This window comes from Marinomonas phycocola, from assembly GCF_047525455.1.
In the GTDB taxonomy this organism is placed as follows: Bacteria; Pseudomonadota; Gammaproteobacteria; order Pseudomonadales; family Marinomonadaceae; genus Marinomonas.
The window spans coordinates 38,688-57,329 of the sequence record NZ_JBLIXL010000008.1; the positions used below are offsets into that span (position 1 = coordinate 38,688).

Genomic DNA, 18,642 nt, shown 5'->3' on the forward strand with positions numbered 1-18,642 from the left:
TGACTAACGTTTACCAATTTTAAGAGGCTGCTTTTCCCATGATATCTCATCTCTAAGGTAAGTTGGCATCGCATCGTAGGATGATACCACTGCCCCTTTATCAAACAACTCTTTTGCCAATTCTCCAATGTATAGAGCCCTAGGAGAAACGTCTTCATCTACAAATTCAGAAGGAGATATCATTTGTTGGGTTAAAATATTTTGATAGCACCAGCCAGATCCAACACCATTATAAGGCTCATCAATCACCCCAAAACTGTCTGGCTTGGCGACCCTTTCTGATAGTAACGTTTCCACGACAACAGACCCATTAGGTTCTGATATTGAAAAACCGCCAACATAGATTTCACCCATTCGGGCATCTAAAGCCGACAACCAAAAGTTGCGATTGTATTTTCTATACGCTTCTAACGCCATTGCTTCAAGTGTCGAAACAGGTATAACAGGAAGATCAGCACCGTATGCTAACCCTTGTACAACGCCAGCAGAAATACGCAACCCAGTAAACGACCCAGGACCACGTCCAAATGCAATCGCATCAATGTCACCTAAAGACAATTCGGCCTGACTTAGCAGCTGATCGACCATAGGTAAAATCAAATCGTTATGCATTCTCGGGGCCAATCGAAAATCTTCCAATAGAACCCCATTAATATTCAACGCCACAGAACATGATGGCGTTGATGTATCTATAGATAAAATGACACTCATCGAATTAAGATGCCTTTAGTGAACTTAAAAGACCTTGCTTAATTTCATTTAAATCTCCCACACCATTAATCTTCACATATTTAGGTGATTCAGCAGGAGATGCTGCAGCCCAATCAGTGTAGTAGCCAACTAGAGGCGCAGTTTGATCATGATAGACAGATAGACGATGCCTCACCGTTTCTTCTTTATCATCAACTCGTTGTACCAAATCATCACCTGTTAAATCGTCTTTACCTTCCACTTTTGGAGGATTATACGTTGTATGGTAAATACGTCCAGATGCTTCATGAACGCGGCGACCGCTTAAACGTTGAACAATCTCCTCATCAGCAACATCAATTTCGACAACATAATCAATAGACACCCCAGCGTCTTTTAATGCATCAGCTTGAGGGATAGTTCTTGGAAAACCATCAAATAAAGCGCCATTTTGGCAGTCATCAGCAAGTAGGCGCTCTTTAACCAAGCCAATAATAAGATCATCAGAAACTAATTGTCCTGCATCCATTACAGCTTTTGCCTTTAAACCCAATTCAGTACCCGCTTTAACTGCGGCTCTTAACATATCACCGGTAGAGATTTGTGGAATACCAAATTCTTCAGTAATAAATTGAGCTTGTGTGCCTTTACCTGCACCTGGTGCGCCTAGCAAAATTACTCGCATGTACTTTCTCCAACAATAGTTTAATTCGAAATTGGTTCAAATTTTTCTCTTATCTTATAGGCTACAAGTTACTTAATATTCTGCCTTGTAATAGAAAAATTAATTCATAACAAAAATAATGGTCGCGTAGGATACCCATGCAACCATTAAATATGCAAATCTATAAGGAAATATTCATCATTTCCGACGGACTAAATACGTTTTTTGTACAGTTAAGATAACTAGAATACGTTATCCTGTGTTTTGCATTCCGCTAGCGATTCCAGCCATCGTAATCATTAGCGCCTTATTCACCGCTTTATTTTCTGGGGATCTACGGCTTCGATAGAGTAATTCCGCTTGCAAATAATGCAAGGGGTCAATATAAGGATTACGCACATCAATTGATTGTCGAATCGTTTTGTTGTCTTCAATCAAACGATCTTGCTGTTTTAACTCTTTAACGCACTCACCCACTTGCTTCAACTTCCTACGAAGCAACAACCCTAAACTAGTAAGCTCCTCTGATACCAGTCTCTTCTCATAGTATTCCGATATTTCAGGTTCTGCTTTTGCTAATACCATATCAAGCATATCTAAGTACGAACCAAAAAAAGGCCACTCCCTATGCATTTCCTGTAAGTTTTCTAAATGCCCCGACTCAATAGCTTGAGACAAAGCACTTTCAGCACCTAACCATGCTGGCAACATCAAACGAATTTGCATCCAAGCAAATATCCAAGGAATGGCTCTTAAACTTTCAACACCACCATCCATTTTTCGCCGTGCAGGTCTGGAGCCCAATGGCAGCTTGGCCAACTCTTGCTCCGGCGTAATAGCCCTAAAATATGGAACAAAATCTTCATGCCCACGAACAATGCCTCGATACTGATTCATACCGATTTCAGCCATCTCATCCATAATGGCCCGCCATTCTTCTTTTGGCGATTCAGCGGGACTTAAACTGGCTTCCATTACGGCCGAACAATACAACTCTAATGAACGAACTGCAATATCTGGAATACCGAATTTGAAACGTATCATCTCACCTTGCTCAGTAACACGGATACTACCATTCACTGAACCTGGAGGCTGAGATAATATCGCAACATGAGCTGGTCCACCACCACGGCCAACCGTACCACCTCGGCCATGGAAAAGAGTAAGGTGTACATTATGTTTTTTGCATAACTTTGTTAGAGCTTCTTGCGCTCGGTACTGACCCCATGTTGCAGCAATTTGTCCCGCGTCTTTGGCAGAGTCCGAATAACCAATCATTACTTCTTGCTTACCATTAATATAGGCTTTATACCACGGCATCGAAAACAGCTGTTCGATAATGGGCTCGGCATTATCCAAATCAGCAAGCGTTTCAAATAAAGGAACAATTTTCATTGGGAAGCTGACGCCACTTTCTTTCAACAACAATGCCACAGCAAGTACATCAGAAGGAGCGCTTGCCATGGAAATCACATACGATCCGAATGAGTTTGATCTTCCCTTTGCAATCATTTTAAAGGTATCAATAACTTCGCAGACACTTTCTGAAGGAGACCATTCCAATGGAAGTAAAGGCCGCTTCGAATTTAACTCCGTTAATAAAAACGCTTGTCTCGATGCTTCATCCCATTCTGCATAATCTCCTACGCCATAAAAGCGAGTAATAGCAGATAAGGCTTCAATATGGCAAGAAGCATCTTGCCTTACATCTAATTTAACTAACGTCACACCGAATGTCGCAGCGCAGCGGATAAGATCCAATAAAGAACCATTTGCAATCACCTTCATCCCACAATCCATAAGGGACTGATAGCAAAGCATTAAATCATCAAGCAACTGATTATTGTCTAATAAAATATTTTCAGTTGACGATTTTTCTCCATCTAATTTTGCCTTTGCCCAAGCACGAGTCGCAATCATCTTATTTTCTAAATCACGCAATATCTCTCGATAAGGTTGAGTACTTTCTCCAACCCTTGCCCTCAATGCTTCATTACATTGAGTCATTGAAAATTCAGAGCGCAATACATTTAAATCTTTTATATACAAATCTGCCGCCATCCAACGAGCGAGCAATGTTACTTCTTCCGTTACTTTATGAGTAACATTTGGGTTTCCATCCCGATCTCCTCCCATCCAAGTAGCAAACCGAATAGGAGCCATATCGAGAGGAATCGAGTCAACATCAAGCACTTTTCCAAACTGTTCTTCGAGTTGTCTAAAAAAACGCGGAACAGCATGCCACAGAGATTGCTCTATTACTGCAAACCCCCATTTCGCCTCATCAACAGGCGTTGGCCGTTGTTCACGTATTTCATCTGTGTGCCATGCCTGAGTGATGATTTCGTTTAATCGCCTAATGTGGACCGTTTCTTCAAGTGGCAAAATATTATCTTTATCAAGGGACTCAAGCTCTGTAGAGATATTATCGTACTTACGAATAAGCGAACGACGTACAACTTCCGTAGGGTGGGCTGTTAACACCAGATCAATAGATTGACTTCCAAGCGAATCCATTATTTGCTGCGTGGTATACGACTTATTCTTAAAGCGTTTCAATAAATCGCCAATCGGATTTTGATAAACCCCCAAACTTTCGTTCGTTCGACGTCGGTGGACTCTATGATATTGTTCTGCAATATTAGATAAATTAAGAAATTGATTGAACGCTCTTGCTACAGGAACAATGTCCTCATCAGCTAATGCTTCCAGCGCTTCAATAAGAGCCGTTGGATCACCAGATTGACGACCATCTTTGGATAAGATACGAATGTTTTCAACTTTTTCTAAAAATGCCTCACCGAGATGATTACTCATTGTCTCACCGAGACAGTCACCTAACAATCTGACATTTTCGCGTAAGGACGCCTGACGATCGCTCAATTTACCCTCTCCTAATCCAAATACCATCACACGCTTTTAATGATAAAGCGCACTCTACAGCTTCTTTATTTCTTTCTTTACTTCGAGGAAATATATCAGGATGATTTACAGAGATAAACATCTAGACAATTTCCTTTTTCAAGCTTATCTCTTTATAGCCCCTGCTGCTTTGCCTGATTCCAGAAATCATTCAGTTGATCCAATGAGTACGATTCAATGCCTTTACCTTGGCTACGAGCACACGATTCAACAAAAGCAAAACGACGACGGAACTTCAAATTTGTCATGTTTAAAGACGCGTCAGGATTCAGCTCAAGGTGGCGACCTAAGTTAATCATAGCAAAGAGGACATCACCAAACTCAGCGGCCATCTGCTCTTGATCGAACTCTTGCACAGCTTCTTCAAGTTCATTTATCTCTTCACGAATTTTATCAAAAACGGGAGCAACATCCTTCCAATCAAAACCAACCGATGCAACCTTTTCTTGAATTTTCGTTGCTTGTAAAACAGGCGGCAGACCACTAGAAACATTATCAAGAAGACTGAACGGAGAAATTTTACCAGATAACGCTTTTTCCTTGGCTTTAATTTCTCCCCACTGTCGTTTTAATTCTTCTTCATTCATGCTGGATGATGGCGTTTGGCCAAAACTATTAAGACTCCCATCCGGAAAAACATGTGGATGCCTACGAAGCATTTTTTGCTTTAGACCGTCTACAACATCTACAAAATCAAATTCGTTTTTTTCATTTGCCAATTGACTATAAAAAACAATTTGAAAGAGTAAATCACCAAGCTCTTCCTTCAAATTAATCATGTCATCACGTGAAATAGCATCAGCAACCTCATAAGCTTCCTCAATTGTATGAGGAACAATGCTTGAAAAGACCTGACGCTGATCCCAAGGACAACCATATTCAGGGTCTCTCAAACAGCGCATTAAATGCAGCATTTGGTCAAGAGAAGAACTCAATAGTCTCTCTCCCTAAACACATTAATTACATTTGGAAGTTGGTTAATTCTATGTAGTAATCGACTGAGCGCACTTAGTTGATCAATCTCAATAGTAAAACGAATGGATGCAGAATGACTCTCTTTAGCGGAGAGTGTATTCATTGATAATAAATTTGTTTTTTCATTCGCTAACAAACTTGTTATATCACTTAATAGCCCAGTTCGATCGTATGCTTCCACTTGGATACCAACAGGAAAAAGGTTTTCAACTTCCTCCCCCCAACTGACCTCTACAATTCTTTCCGGCTCATCCAACGTATGCTGTATTGCATTCAAACAATCTTGTCGATGTATAGACACGCCACGCCCAAGAGTAATGTATCCAACAATATGATCTCCAGGAACAGGAGAACAACAGCGTGCCATATTGGTTAACAATCGGCCTACACCTTGAATTTTTACATCGTTATGAAAACTTCTACCAGAACTCTTTTTAAGTCGAATGCTTCGCTCTTTTTCCTTACCATCCAACCCGTAAATGTCTTCAATTACATGCAAAACTCGCGTTAACCGAATGTCACCTGAGCCTAGAGCCGAAAAAACATCATCAGACACAGTAAAGTTACATTTTTGCGCAACTCGATCAAAATCAATATCGGAATTGTTAATGCCTAAACGCTTTAACTGCTTCTCTAAAATCTGCTTTCCAGCTGGAATACTTTGCTCTTTCGTTTCTTTACGAAACCAGTTTTGAATTTTTGCGCGAGCACGGCTCGTTTGAACGTACCCAAGAGAAGGGTGCAACCAATCTCGACTAGGCTGTCCTTCTTTCGCCGTCAATATTTCAACTTTATCACCCGTTTTCAGGCTCGTGACTAAAGAAATGATTTTGCCATTCACTTTAGCTCCTCGACAGCGATGACCGATCTCAGTATGAACTCGATAAGCAAAATCAACAGGCGTTGCATTCATCGGTAAATCAACGACGTGACCTTCTGGAGTAAACACATAAATACGATCCTGCTCAATATCGCTACGTATTTGCTCAGCCAAAGTATCATGATCACCTTGAACCTCATGAAAATCTAAAATAGTCCGTAGCCACGCCAATTTTTCTTCATAACTTGAACTGTTAGAGGATAAGTCCGTCCCTTTATACTTCCAATGCGCACAAACACCTAATTCAGCATCTTCATGCATTGTATGAGTACGAATCTGAATTTCTAACACACGACCTTGAGGGCCTACTACGGCTGTATGAAGTGATTGGTAACCATTAGATTTTGGGTTGCTGACATAATCATCAAACTCATGAGGAATGGGCTTCCATAGGTTATGTACAATACCTAAAACGCTATAGCACTCCATTGTTTCATCAACAAGAATTCGTACTGCCCTCACATCATACACTTCATCGAAGCTAATATTTTTGCGCTTCATTTTGCGCCAAATACTGTAGATATGCTTAGCTCGCCCCATCAAATCCGCATCTATATTGATTTCAGAAAGTCTCTTTTTCAATAAATCAATAACGTCATCAATAAAGTATTGTCTATCCAATCTTTTTTCATCAAGCAACGTTGCTATACGTTTGTAATCTTCAGGGAATAAATATCGAAATGATAAATCCTCAAGCTCCCACTTGATATGACCAATACCCAACCTATGAGCTAACGGGGCATACACACTTTGCACTTCCAGTGCAACGGCCACCTTTCGAGCCTCATCTTGGTGCTTAGCTTCTTTAATCGCACAAGCTCGTTCTGCCAATTTGATTAATACAACTCGCACATCATCAATAATTGAGACCAGCATTTTCCTTAATGACTCAAGTTGGTTTTCATGACTGCCAAGAACTTCAACCGCGGTGTCCGCCGTCAGGTTTTTGGAGACTTCTCCCATCCTGATAACACCCTCGATAAGAGAGGCTACTTTACGCCCAAAAGTATCAACCACTTTTTGAATAGGTAGCTGATCCTCTCTTACTACTCGATATAAAGCGGCAGCAACTAAAGAATCTTGATCAGCTCTAAAGCCAGATAAAATTTCAACCATCTCCAAGCCTGCTTGAAAAGTACTGGCTTGAGCACCCCAATAGGAAGGTTTATCTGATTTCTGTTCTGCTTGTCTAGCAATTTCACACGCCATTCTTAATGGAATACGGGAGCCAGTATCAATATCGTCTCCGAATTGATCCATCCAAAGATCAATATCGACAGACCCATCATCTAAAATAGGGTGGTCTTTACGAACTGTAACCATCTCTTTACCTTTTATTCTTTTTGCTTTTTTGCAATAACATCATCGTTTCAACATGGGCCGTTTGAGGGAACATTTCCATCAAAGACACTTTCTCTACCTGATATCCATTTGCGACTAAAAATTCTGCGTCTCTTACTAAAGTGGAAACACTGCAAGAAACATACAAAATTTTCTCTGGAGCCAATTTAATTATATTAGGCAAAAACTCCATGGCTCCAGACCTAGGCGGATCTAAAAATATTTTTGTAATATCCGCAGTAATTAATGCAGCAGATTCCATTTTCGTTAAATCAGCAGCAATAAAATTCACATTATCTAATTCATTTAAACGCTGATTACGTTGTGCATTTTCAACCATGCTTGGTAACAATTCGACACCAATGACTCTTTCAGCGATTTTTGCAAAAACAAAAGAAAAATTCCCTGCACCACAAAAAAGATCAAGCACAATGTCTTTACCTGAAAGATCAATCCAAGAAACCGCTTGATCCACCATCTTTTGATTCATCGCAGCATTTACTTGAATAAAGTCTTGGGGATGAAAATTTATAACCGTATCACTAACTTGGTATTGCCTTAAACAAAGAGGATGAAGTGTCAATCTATCTTCATTTGATTCTTGCCAGAATAAAGAAAACTTATGATGTTCAGCCAGCTCTTGCAAGCCTTCTTTTGCCATTAGGTGTATTGCACCCGTTAGTCGAACGACAACACTAACACCTAAATCATCTTCAAGTAATTCAATATGGCCTATTTTTGAAGCGTCAGAGCACGATTTAACAAACTGATTCAGAGGCGCGATTAAACATTCTAAAGAGTTCGTCAGTACAGGGCATTGTTTAATATCTACAATCGCAGAGGAGGAGGACTTACGAAACCCCAGTTCAATAGAACTGCCCTTTGCCTTTACAGACAAACGAGCACGCCTACGATAACCAAACTCATTACCACTTAGAATTGAAATATCATCTTGAGTGTAAATGCGTCTTAATTGATTACTAAGCCAAGAGTGTTTCGCTACAACTTGTTGTTGATAAGATAAATGCTGGAAACTACAGCCACCACACTGACCAAAGTGAGAACACTCTGGAGTGACTCTATCATCCGAGACAGTTAATACGGACACCAATTTCGCCTCATCAAATCGCCTACCAGATTTCACAATCTGAGCAGAAACAACTTCTGTTGGTAAAGCGCCTTCGATAAAGACGACTTTGCCATTGACACGAGCGACGCCTTTTGCATCGTGAGTTAGCCCACCGATAACATACTCTTCAATGGGACTAGATAGATCCATTTTTGCTGTAGAACGGCGGTTTTGTTTGCGTTTCAATTGGCTCTCTCAGTGTTATATTTGATAATCAAAAAATGCATTTTAACTTATCTAATCTTAGACACATAGAGAACCAGACAAACTGTTCTACATTACCCTTCAAATACGCCTGTCGAAAGATAGCGATCTCCTCTATCGCAAATAATAACGACAATCGTTGCGTTATTTATTGTTTCAGATAATTTCAATGCCGCAGACACAGATCCACCAGAAGAGACGCCGCAAAAAATCCCTTCTTCGGTAGCCAAACGACGCATAATAACTTCCGCATCAGTTTGAGCAACATCCATTACTCGGTCCACTCTGGACGCATCAAAAATGGTTGGCATGTATTCTTTTGGCCAGCGACGAATTCCTGGAATGCTCGACCCTTCTTGCGGTTGAAGCCCCACAATTTCAATGTCTGCATTCTTTTCTTTTAAATAATGGGAGACTCCCATTATCGTTCCTGTCGTCCCCATTGAACTAACAAAATGCGTTATTTCCCCTTTAGTTTGTTCCCAAATCTCAGGCCCAGTGGATACGTAATGAGCATTCGGGTTATCTTCATTGGCAAACTGATTCAACACACGCCCAATACCGTCATCTTGCATTTTTAACGCTAAATCACGAGCACCTTCCATCCCTTCGTCTTTAGAAACTAAATGTAAAATGGCTCCGTAAGCAGACATCGCAGATTTTCTTTCTTGACTCATGTTATCAGGCATAATGAGGTGCATTTTGTAACCTTTAATCGCCGCCGCCATGGCTAAAGCAATGCCAGTGTTACCGCTCGTTGCTTCTATCAAGCTATCACCAGGAGAAATTTCTCCTCTTAGTTCAGCTTGTACTATCATATTAAGTGCAGGGCGATCTTTCACTGATCCTGCTGGGTTTTGCCCTTCGAGCTTTAATAGAATAGTATTACTTGTGTTTTCATTAAGCCTTTGCAGGCGAATTAATGGGGTATAACCAATTAAAGATTCGATAGTAGGATATTGATTCATAATAACTTCATTGACAATTTATGATAATGGATTGAAACTTAACGTAGTTGTTAACTGCTATTAGAAAGCACTTACAATAATTAATACAATACAAATCTGTTATAAACTTAGTTGATAAACTTAAATCAAGGGAATTTTTATGAAATTCATCAACGTAACAGGCATTTTAATTCTTGCTGTTGGGCTGACGGCATGTGATATATTCAGCAATCCTTCAGAACAAATTCCAAACTCCGATCTACGCTCTAAGTGGAGGGAATGCACATCAATTAGCAATCCCTCTCGTACAAAAGCACTTGCTTGCGATAATTATGAAAGAGAATGCGATCGTAGAAAAGGCAAAGGTAACTTAGTATGCTATTAAGCACAAAGGAAAGATGAATACATTTAGTAAGCGCTCTGCTTCTCATCAAACAAGGGCTTTTTTTACTGCATTTTTTCCTGTAGCACTAATATCTATAGTCTTTGCTGTTGTTTATATTGAGCAAAGATTTAGTGATTTAGACAGCTTGCTCAGCGACCAACTCGAACAAATTAGTATCTCATTTTCAGCAACCAGTGAATACGCTATTGTATTTTCAGACAAGGATGTCCTATCTAGATTGATGAAAACTGTCTTAGAAAGACCCATTACAACCTCTATTCACGTCTACGATACAAAACAAAGAATTATCGCAGAACTTGGAAGCAAAACAGCACCACAACAGACCGAGCTATTCTCCAAAAACACTCAATTTCTTGAAACGAATGAGCAACTCATCATCATTCAACCTATTTATTCAAACAGCATTGAGTTCATATCCTCTACAAATAGTATGACGGATTATATTACCCCTACAAATCAAGAGCAGATCTCTGGATGGGTAAAAATTAAAGCCAGCAAACATAAGAACAAACTAAAAAAACAGCAGATAGTCTCGGTTTTGCTTATTATCATTCTAATTTTTAACGTTCTTTACACCATACTACTCCTCAAACTGATTCAACATTTTCTCACCCCATTTTATAAAATTGAAAATACAATCCAACAACTTTCAGTAGGTAATTTCCTTCAAGCTAAGTCATTAGAAGTCCCTCCATCATTCAATAAAATCAGCACCAACATCATAAACATCACTGAAAAACTGGAAAACTATCGAGAAGAAATACAACTAAGCATTGAGCAAGCTACTGAAGATATTAGAAGAAACATGGACAGTATCGAAGAAAAAAGTGCTCAACTTCATATCGCCAACAAAGAAGCAACCGAATCCAATCGCCTAAAATCGCAATTTTTAGCCAATATTAGTCACGAGGTTCGAACACCATTAAACGCGATATTGGGCTACACCAAAATTCTCCAAAAAGACACTCTAGACAATCAACAACGTACTTATGTTAATACAATAGAACAATCTACTAATAATCTATTAGCTATTATCGGTGACATTTTAGATTTTTCAAAAATTGAAGCAGGAAAACTTAATTTAGAACAGACCGACATAAACATCAGAGACTTAATAGACGACGTTTTTCAGATTTTAAGTGCAAACCTGCTTGCAGGCCGTAAACAAATAGCCTTAATTCCAGACATAAATAATAACGTACCAGAATGGATTGTAGGAGATCCTATACGCATCAGACAAATATTAACCAATCTAATAGGCAACGCTATCAAGTTTACTGAAAACGGTTTTGTACAAGCAAAAGTCACCCTTTCAGCTCTCGAAAAAAACAAAATGACACTTGTTTTTCAAATCATTGACAGCGGTATGGGCATCGCTGAGAATAAACTAAACCGGCTTTTCAAACCATTCTCCCAAGCAGACACAAGCACAACGCGCCAGTTTGGAGGCACAGGTCTAGGGCTGGTCATAACAAAAAAACTTGTGGAACAAATGAAAGGCAAAATCTCAGTCACCAGTGAGCTTGGAAACGGTTCAAACTTTAGGTTTTCAATCAATCTTCACTTATCTCAAAAGGAAGTATCGCCTCTAATCAAACTCAAAAAACGCATTATTTTATTTGAACCCATTGATACATACAGACAATATATAGAAGCCGCTTTATCTGAAATCGGTGTCGAGTGTGTTTATTGCTCCTCAATTGAGCAAATTATTACCCGACTCAAGACCTCATTAGACCATGATAAGTTTGACGCGCTCTTGCTGAGCACAGATCAAGAGATAAATGAATTATCTGACGCTTATGAATTAACGTATTTTGTACGTAACACCTATAGCATTCCTTGTATTTTAATGGCTCAACCGCCAAGTAAAATCCCCCAACTGCCAGAACTACAAAACTTGGCTAGCGACATTCTTTTAAAACCCATCAGTTACAAGCGACTTCATCAAGCGCTAAGTCAACTGTCCTGTGCTGATCAACCTATTTCTTCTCAAAAACGAACCCTGCAAGGTTTAAAAATACTCGCCGTTGATGACAATTCAACAAACCTTCAATTGGTGGAACACTGGCTAAAACCAAATGGCTTAGACGTTATCCTTGCCTACAGTGGCCAGCAAGCTCTTGAAATGTCAGCAAAGAATTCTTTCGACCTCATCTTAATGGACATCCAGATGCCAGGACTTGATGGCATGGAAACAACCAAAGAATTAAGACGAAGAGCCCAATACAAAGAAACGCCGATTATCGCCCTCACTGCGCACGCCCTCAATTCTGAAAAACATCAAATTATAGAAGCAGGAATGAACACCTATTTAACAAAACCAGTGAGTGAAAGCACCTTATTGGATACCATTCATCATTGGTGTAAAGGCACAAAAAAAGAAGACGTACCTTTTGATTTCCATCAGATTTTCGACTTGGACTTATCACTCTCTATTGTGAACAACAAAGTGGAAATTGCATATGAAATGTTTACGATGCTTATTGACTCTTTAGAATCCGAAAAAAAGCTAGTACAGCATCACTTCAATGAACGGGAATTGCAGAAGCTCATTCACACCGTTCACCGTATTCATGGTGCTTCAAAATATTGTGGAACGCCAGAGCTTACAAAGCACGCTAATTACACTGAAACACACTTAAAAGAGTTAGGACTGGAGGACGTTGAAGACGTATTAACCGACTTCATCCATGCCATTGACAACTTATTAGATGCCAAAGTATATATTAAATGGCCTCAACAATTACAAACGCTTGAGCATAGCTCTTCTCATCAGTGAGACTTAAGTGCCACGTAGTACCATCAGGCAATCGAGCCTGGACAACAGAATCAACCTTTAATGTCGGCTGCCCACTTTCTAAATTCACTACCTCAAAATGCTGAAAGCTGATTCCTCGGCCGATTCCAGTGCCTATCGCTTTAGATGCCGCTTCCTTAGCCGCAAAACGCTTTGCAACAAAAGCACAAGACTTTTCAATGTGACGAATGCGCGCATAGTGCTCTATTTCATTTTCTGTCAACACTCTTTTCAAAAAACGATCTCCAAGGCGCTCAATTGTTAATTTAACCCTTTCTATTTCAACTAAATCCGTCCCGATACCTACTATCATTCGATCACCTCTTTAATAGAAAATTTAGGAATACCGTAAAGCCTTTCTCCACCGTACACTTGATTTGGAAGTAAGCGTCGAGCCTCTACCGCTTTGCCACTCAATAGATAATCTAGCCAATTGCGATGCAACTCTTTTGACATGACCAACACATCTTTATCAGCCCACTCACCAGACATGTATTTTTTTGCCAGCAAACCATCAATAAACATAACAGGGAGTTGTTTTGGCTTGTTTCCTAGAAAAGGTCTTAAACCAAATTTAAAATCAAACGAATACAGCTGTGATGTCTGTAGTTCCTCACCTGATCCTGTATATGACATGTTTATTGCCATACCAAGCTCTTGAAACAACCCAACTTCAAAGCGACGCAGTAGAGGTGCTATTGGTGCGCCTAAGTGAACACTTTGGAGCAGCCATTCATACAGTATGAATAAATCAGGAACCGGTACTGAGCTAGTAACAAGCCGACTCAGTAGCTCATGAACATATAAACCAGCATAGAGCTGAACCCCATCAAGACGTATTGGAGATTGAAACGACTCGATTGCTAAAATCGTTTTGAGTTCTGATTGCCCTTTTAACTCAACTTCATAACGAACAAAGGGGCTCGGCATAACCCGACCCCCCTTTTTAGATAAGCGATAAACACCACGAAGCAAACCAAACTCGAATGAGAATAAATCCAATAGAACTTTATTCTCCTGAAAAGGACGGGTGTGAATAACATACGCGATAACTCGCATTCTCTAGAACTATTCCTGATACCCTAAACTTGCTAGAGCACGTTCATCATCTGACCAGCCGGATCGAATTTTAATCCATAAATTAAGCATCACTTTAGACTCAAACATGTTTTCCATATCAATACGAGCCTCTTTCCCAATCAACTTAATTTTCTCCCCTCGATCACCAATAATAATGCGCTTTTGCCCATTGCGTTCAACCAAAATAAGCGCACTGATATGAAGTGTTTCACCCTCATATGCAAACTCTTCGATTTGAACGGCGACTTCATAAGGAACCTCTTGCCCTAATTGACGAGTAATTTTCTCTCGTACAATTTCAGACGCCAAAAAGCGAGAGCTTCTGTCAGTAATCTGGTCTTCAGGATAAAATTGATTACCTTCTGGTAAAACACCTTCAACCAATCGCTCAAGACGATCAAGGTTTTTACCCTTCAGCGCAGAGATCGGAACAATTTGAGCAAAATCCATCATATCAGCATAGCGAGAGAGTTTTGGCAGCAAAGCATCTTTTTCATCCATTTTATCAACCTTATTAACGATCAAAAAAACTGGACAACGTACATGCTTAACTTTTTCTAAAACCGATTGATCTTCATCTGTCCAACGCTCAGCATCAATTAAAAATAAAACGGCATCCACATCCACCATTGCATCAGAAGCCGTTTTGTTCATAAAACGGTTCATCGCTTTTGTAGAACCTAAATGCAACCCAGGAGTATCGACATAAATAGCCTGCACATGACCTTCGGTTTTTACTCCTAAGATCTGCTGCCGCGTAGTCTGAGGTTTACGAGAAGTAATACTCAGTTTCTGACCCAATATATGATTCATTAAAGTAGATTTACCGACATTTGGCCTACCTACGATCGCGACATAACCGCAATGCGTTATGTCTGCCGACTCATCTGAGCGCAAATCAGCTAATGAAGCCTCAAGATCAAAGTCATCAGCAGAATTGTCTTGTTTTGAATCATTCACTCTTAACTTGCTCCAAAATATTTAAGGCTTTCGTGGCCGCTTTTTGTTCTGCAATACGTCGGCTGTTGCCTTTTCCTTCAATTGCTTCAGGAAGAATTTCAATCCTACAATGAACAAAGAACGTTTGATCATGAGGCTCACCTACAATTTGTACAACATCGTATTGTGGTAAGGCATGCTTTTTTGCTTGTAAGTATTCTTGCAAGCGTGTTTTTGAATCTTTAGTAACCACCTTCAAAGACGTTGCATCTAAACGTTCTTTATACCAATTAAGAATGTGCTCACGACAGACATCCATCCCAGCGTCCAAATACATGCCACCAATAATACCTTCTACAGCATCAGCCAGTATCGAGTCTCTTCGAAACCCTCCACTTTTAAGCTCTCCCGCACCCAACTTCAGATACTCGCCAAGCTTAAATTCTCTTGCTAATTCAGCCAACGTATCACCCTTAACCAAAGACGCCCGTAAACGGCTCAATTCACCTTCTTTCGCTTTAGGAAATCGGTGAAACAAATCCTCCGCAATAACGTAATTCAAAATTGAATCACCTAAAAACTCAAGGCGCTCATTATTTTTACCACCATAACTTCGATGGGTTAACGCCAGTTCCAGCAAACCTAAGTCAGCAAAAAAATACCCAATTTTCTGACAAAGTTTTAAATACAGTGCACTCAAAATATCTCCAATTTTTTATTCAATCAAACCATTATTTTTAAAATTAGGCAGACTGAAGAAATCATTCCAGTGTAACCAAACAAAAAATGCACGTCCCTTTAAGTTTTCTTCAGGAACAAAACCCCACACTCGACTATCGGAACTGTTGTCTCTATTGTCGCCCATCACAAAATATTGACCTTTAGGGACGATCCAATCCCCTTCCAATGGGTTATTTTGATAACTTTTATAAACCTGATAACTTGCTCCGCCCATTTTCACTTCATGCACACTTACAGGCTCTTTACTCGGATTCAAAGAAACGCTCAGCTCCGCAAGTAACGTTTCATCAACAGGCTTTCCGTTTATCATCAAACGCTTATTGCGGTAACTCACCACGTCTCCTGGCAGACCAATTAAACGCTTAATATAGCTTAAATTGGGCTGCTGAGGGTATTTAAATACAATAGCATCACCACGTTCAGGCTCTGAGGTCGGAATAAGCACCGTATTTAAAACAGGTAAACGCACACCATAATCAAATTTATTAACCAAAATAAAATCACCAACCTCAAGAGTTGGCAACATGGAACTTGATGGAATTTGAAATGGTTCAACAATAAAAGACCTGAAGCCAAAAATTACAGCAATAATAACAAAGTAGGATTTCACCTCGACCACCCATTTTGGTGTATCACCAAAACCGTCTTTAACTGTCTGTGGCAAAGCGCTGCATGCTTCTGGTGTTAAATCACTCAACAACTGCTTACGCTTAGGTAAAAACACCACCCTGTCGTAAACCCAAACAGCACCAGTGACAAAAAAAGCAATAGCGAGAATCAACTCAAAATCAAGGTTCATTTTTTCTCCAAAAATCTCCAAAAGACACCCATAATAGGTACTCAAAGGGTTAAAAGGGTATCGTATTTAGGCTTTAGCTATCTACTTTCAGAATCGCAAGAAAAGCAGACTGAGGAACTTCAACATTACCCACCTGCTTCATACGTTTTTTACCTTCTTTTTGCTTCTGCAAAAGCTTTTTCTTACGGCTTACATCACCGCCATAACACTTGGCGATAACATTTTTCCGTAATGCTTTCACTGTTGTACGAGCAATCACTTTCGCACCCATTGCCGCTTGAATCGCGACATCAAACATTTGTCGAGGAATCACCTCTTTCATTTTTTCGCACAGCAGACGGCCTTTATACAACACATTGTCCTTATGCATTATCAAAGCAAGAGCATCGACTCTTTCACCATTAATCAAAATATCCAAACGCACTAGCGGTGCAGCTTCAAAACGGCTGAAACTGTAATCCAATGATGCAAAGCCACGACTGCATGATTTCAGCTTATCAAAAAAGTCTAATACAACTTCATTCATAGGCAATTCATAACGGATAGATACTTGATTACCGATGAATTGCATATCTTGCTGAATGCCACGTTTTTCAACACACAGAGTAATGACATTGCCAAGGTATTCTTGAGGGACAAGGATATTCGCAACAACAAGAGGTTCACGCATTTCACGAATTCGACCAGGATCAGGCATTTTTGAAGGGCTATCTACATTGATAATAGAACCATCCATCAATTCAACTTCATACACCACAGTTGGAGCCGTAGTAATAAGGTCCATGCCATATTCACGCTCTAAACGCTCTTGGATGATTTCCATGTGCAACATGCCAAGGAAGCCACAACGGAAGCCAAAGCCTAAGGCATCCGAGCTTTCAGGTTCAAAAAATAAAGATGCATCGTTAAGCGTAAGTTTGCTCAAAGCATCTCGGAAATCCTCATAATCATCAGAACTCACCGGAAATAATCCAGCATATACCTGAGGCTTAACCTTCTTAAAACCTTCAAGCTGATCAACATCTTTTGTTGATAGATGCGTGATCGTATCACCCACAGGTGCACCATGAATATCTTTAATACCAGCAACAACATAACCTACCTCTCCCGCACGCAAGACACCAGTTTCGGTGCGCTTTGGAGTAAAGATGCCAACCATATCAACAGGATGGGCTTGCTTGGTAGACTTGATGAAGATTTTATCTTTTTTACGTAATGTCCCTTGTGTAATACGAACAAGAGAAACCACACCTAAATAGTTATCAAACCAAGAGTCAATGATCAATGCTTGTAGAGGCGCTTCAATATCCCCTTCTGGCGGTGGAATTTCTTTCACCATACGCTCTAAGACGTCTTCAACACCTAAGCCTGTTTTTGCAGAACAGGTAACCGCATCTTCCGCATCAATACCAATAATGTCTTCAATTTCTTTTGACACACGCTCTGGTTCAGCTTGTGGTAAATCGATTTTATTTAATACGGGCATAACCTCTAGACCTTGCTCAAGCGCGGTATAACAGTTTGCTACCGATTGAGCTTCAACACCTTGTGCGGCATCGACAACCAACAAAGCGCCTTCACATGCAGCAAGGGAACGAGAGACTTCGTAAGAAAAATCCACATGTCCAGGCGTATCAATAAAGTTCAACAAGTAGGTTTCGCCATCTTTCGCGGTATAATTCAAAGTAACACTTTGTGCTTTTATCGTGATACCACGTTCTCGCTCAATGTCCATTGAATCAAGCACTTGGTTATTCATTTCACGCGCTGTTAACCCTTCACAATGTTGAATAAATCGATCAGCTAATGTCGATTTTCCATGGTCAATATGGGCAATAATTGAAAAATTGCGTATGTGCTTTAAATTATTTTCCGACACTTCTTACTCACAATAGATAAAAATCGTTATTTTCAAGCACCTGTTGATAAATCCACTATCTATTCACTTAACTAAATTAAGGAATTTACTCACAGGTTCTCAGGATGAAATTTTGACGTGCATTCTACAGAAAATGCAGTAAGGACTCCATTTTTATTCACACTATAAATGCAAGCAAAGAGCAAATAATTCGCTATTTATATGCTCTTTTCAACGATTATAGGCACCATGATCAATCTACTTGCA

At 39.8% G+C, this 18,642-nt stretch carries 15 protein-coding genes; 2 read left to right on the forward strand and 13 right to left on the reverse strand.

All coding sequences use genetic code 11. The features are described 5' to 3' along the window. Nucleotides 1-3: 3 nt before the first annotated feature. The 7 genes from tsaB to cysM form a co-directional block, all read right to left on the reverse strand. Entirely contained in the window at nucleotides 4-711 is a 708-nt protein-coding gene (gene tsaB, locus ACMUMJ_RS07940) for a tRNA (adenosine(37)-N6)-threonylcarbamoyltransferase complex dimerization subunit type 1 TsaB (protein WP_414678285.1), read from the reverse strand. A gap of 4 nt (nucleotides 712-715) precedes the next feature. Next, entirely contained in the window at nucleotides 716-1,375 is a 660-nt protein-coding gene (gene adk, locus ACMUMJ_RS07945; RefSeq protein ID WP_414678286.1) for an adenylate kinase, read from the reverse strand. Between the two features lie 231 nt (nucleotides 1,376-1,606). Then, complete coding sequence (gene ppc / locus ACMUMJ_RS07950) at nucleotides 1,607-4,264, reverse strand: phosphoenolpyruvate carboxylase (protein WP_414678287.1); 2,658 nt, start codon at nucleotides 4,262-4,264, stop codon at nucleotides 1,607-1,609. 125 nt (nucleotides 4,265-4,389) lie between these two features. Next, nucleotides 4,390-5,211 (reverse strand): nucleoside triphosphate pyrophosphohydrolase, encoded by an 822-nt coding sequence (gene mazG / locus ACMUMJ_RS07955; RefSeq protein WP_414678288.1) that lies wholly within the window; start codon nucleotides 5,209-5,211, stop codon nucleotides 4,390-4,392. After that, nucleotides 5,208-7,454, reverse strand: a complete 2,247-nt coding sequence (gene relA, locus ACMUMJ_RS07960; RefSeq protein ID WP_414678289.1) for a GTP diphosphokinase — start codon at nucleotides 7,452-7,454, stop codon at nucleotides 5,208-5,210. The genes mazG and relA overlap by 4 nt, the downstream gene beginning before the upstream one ends. Before the next feature lie 4 nt (nucleotides 7,455-7,458). Beyond that, nucleotides 7,459-8,787, reverse strand: a complete 1,329-nt coding sequence (gene rlmD, locus ACMUMJ_RS07965; protein ID WP_414678290.1) for a 23S rRNA (uracil(1939)-C(5))-methyltransferase RlmD — start codon at nucleotides 8,785-8,787, stop codon at nucleotides 7,459-7,461. 92 nt (nucleotides 8,788-8,879) lie between these two features. Then, nucleotides 8,880-9,773 carry a cysteine synthase CysM gene (gene cysM / locus ACMUMJ_RS07970; protein WP_527195817.1) on the reverse strand — a complete coding sequence of 298 codons (894 nt, stop codon included), beginning with the start codon at nucleotides 9,771-9,773 and terminating at the stop codon, nucleotides 8,880-8,882. A gap of 139 nt (nucleotides 9,774-9,912) precedes the next feature. On the opposite strand from cysM, the gene ACMUMJ_RS07975 reads away from it, so the two are divergent. Together ACMUMJ_RS07975 and ACMUMJ_RS07980 are read left to right on the forward strand one after the other, a co-directional pair. After that, nucleotides 9,913-10,137 (forward strand): hypothetical protein, encoded by a 225-nt coding sequence (locus ACMUMJ_RS07975; protein ID WP_414678291.1) that lies wholly within the window; start codon nucleotides 9,913-9,915, stop codon nucleotides 10,135-10,137. A 13-nt stretch (nucleotides 10,138-10,150) separates the two neighbouring features. After that, nucleotides 10,151-12,940, forward strand: coding sequence for a response regulator (locus ACMUMJ_RS07980; RefSeq protein ID WP_414678292.1), 2,790 nt, complete (start codon nucleotides 10,151-10,153; stop codon nucleotides 12,938-12,940). On the opposite strand, the gene acpS is transcribed toward ACMUMJ_RS07980, so the two are convergent. The 6 genes from acpS to lepA all read right to left on the reverse strand — a co-directional run bounded on the left by acpS (nucleotide 12,888) and on the right by lepA (nucleotide 18,396). Then, complete coding sequence (acpS, locus tag ACMUMJ_RS07985) at nucleotides 12,888-13,271, reverse strand: holo-ACP synthase (RefSeq protein WP_414678293.1); 384 nt, start codon at nucleotides 13,269-13,271, stop codon at nucleotides 12,888-12,890. The two genes, ACMUMJ_RS07980 and acpS, sit on opposite strands and share 53 nt — an antisense overlap. Continuing rightward, the gene (recO, locus tag ACMUMJ_RS07990; RefSeq protein ID WP_414678294.1) at nucleotides 13,268-14,017 is read right to left on the reverse strand and encodes a DNA repair protein RecO; all 750 of its coding nucleotides are present in this window, start codon (nucleotides 14,015-14,017) and stop codon (nucleotides 13,268-13,270) included. Before recO ends, acpS begins: the two co-directional genes overlap by 4 nt. A gap of 9 nt (nucleotides 14,018-14,026) precedes the next feature. Further along, nucleotides 14,027-14,935, reverse strand: coding sequence for a GTPase Era (gene era / locus ACMUMJ_RS07995; RefSeq protein WP_414678387.1), 909 nt, complete (start codon nucleotides 14,933-14,935; stop codon nucleotides 14,027-14,029). A gap of 55 nt (nucleotides 14,936-14,990) precedes the next feature. Next, entirely contained in the window at nucleotides 14,991-15,677 is a 687-nt protein-coding gene (gene rnc, locus ACMUMJ_RS08000; RefSeq protein WP_414678295.1) for a ribonuclease III, read from the reverse strand. 15 nt (nucleotides 15,678-15,692) lie between these two features. After that, on the reverse strand, nucleotides 15,693-16,517 hold the full coding sequence (lepB, locus tag ACMUMJ_RS08005; protein ID WP_414678296.1) for a signal peptidase I: 825 nt from the start codon (nucleotides 16,515-16,517) through the stop codon (nucleotides 15,693-15,695). Between the two features lie 73 nt (nucleotides 16,518-16,590). After that, nucleotides 16,591-18,396 (reverse strand): translation elongation factor 4, encoded by a 1,806-nt coding sequence (gene lepA, locus ACMUMJ_RS08010; protein WP_414678297.1) that lies wholly within the window; start codon nucleotides 18,394-18,396, stop codon nucleotides 16,591-16,593. Nucleotides 18,397-18,642 lie beyond the last annotated feature (246 nt).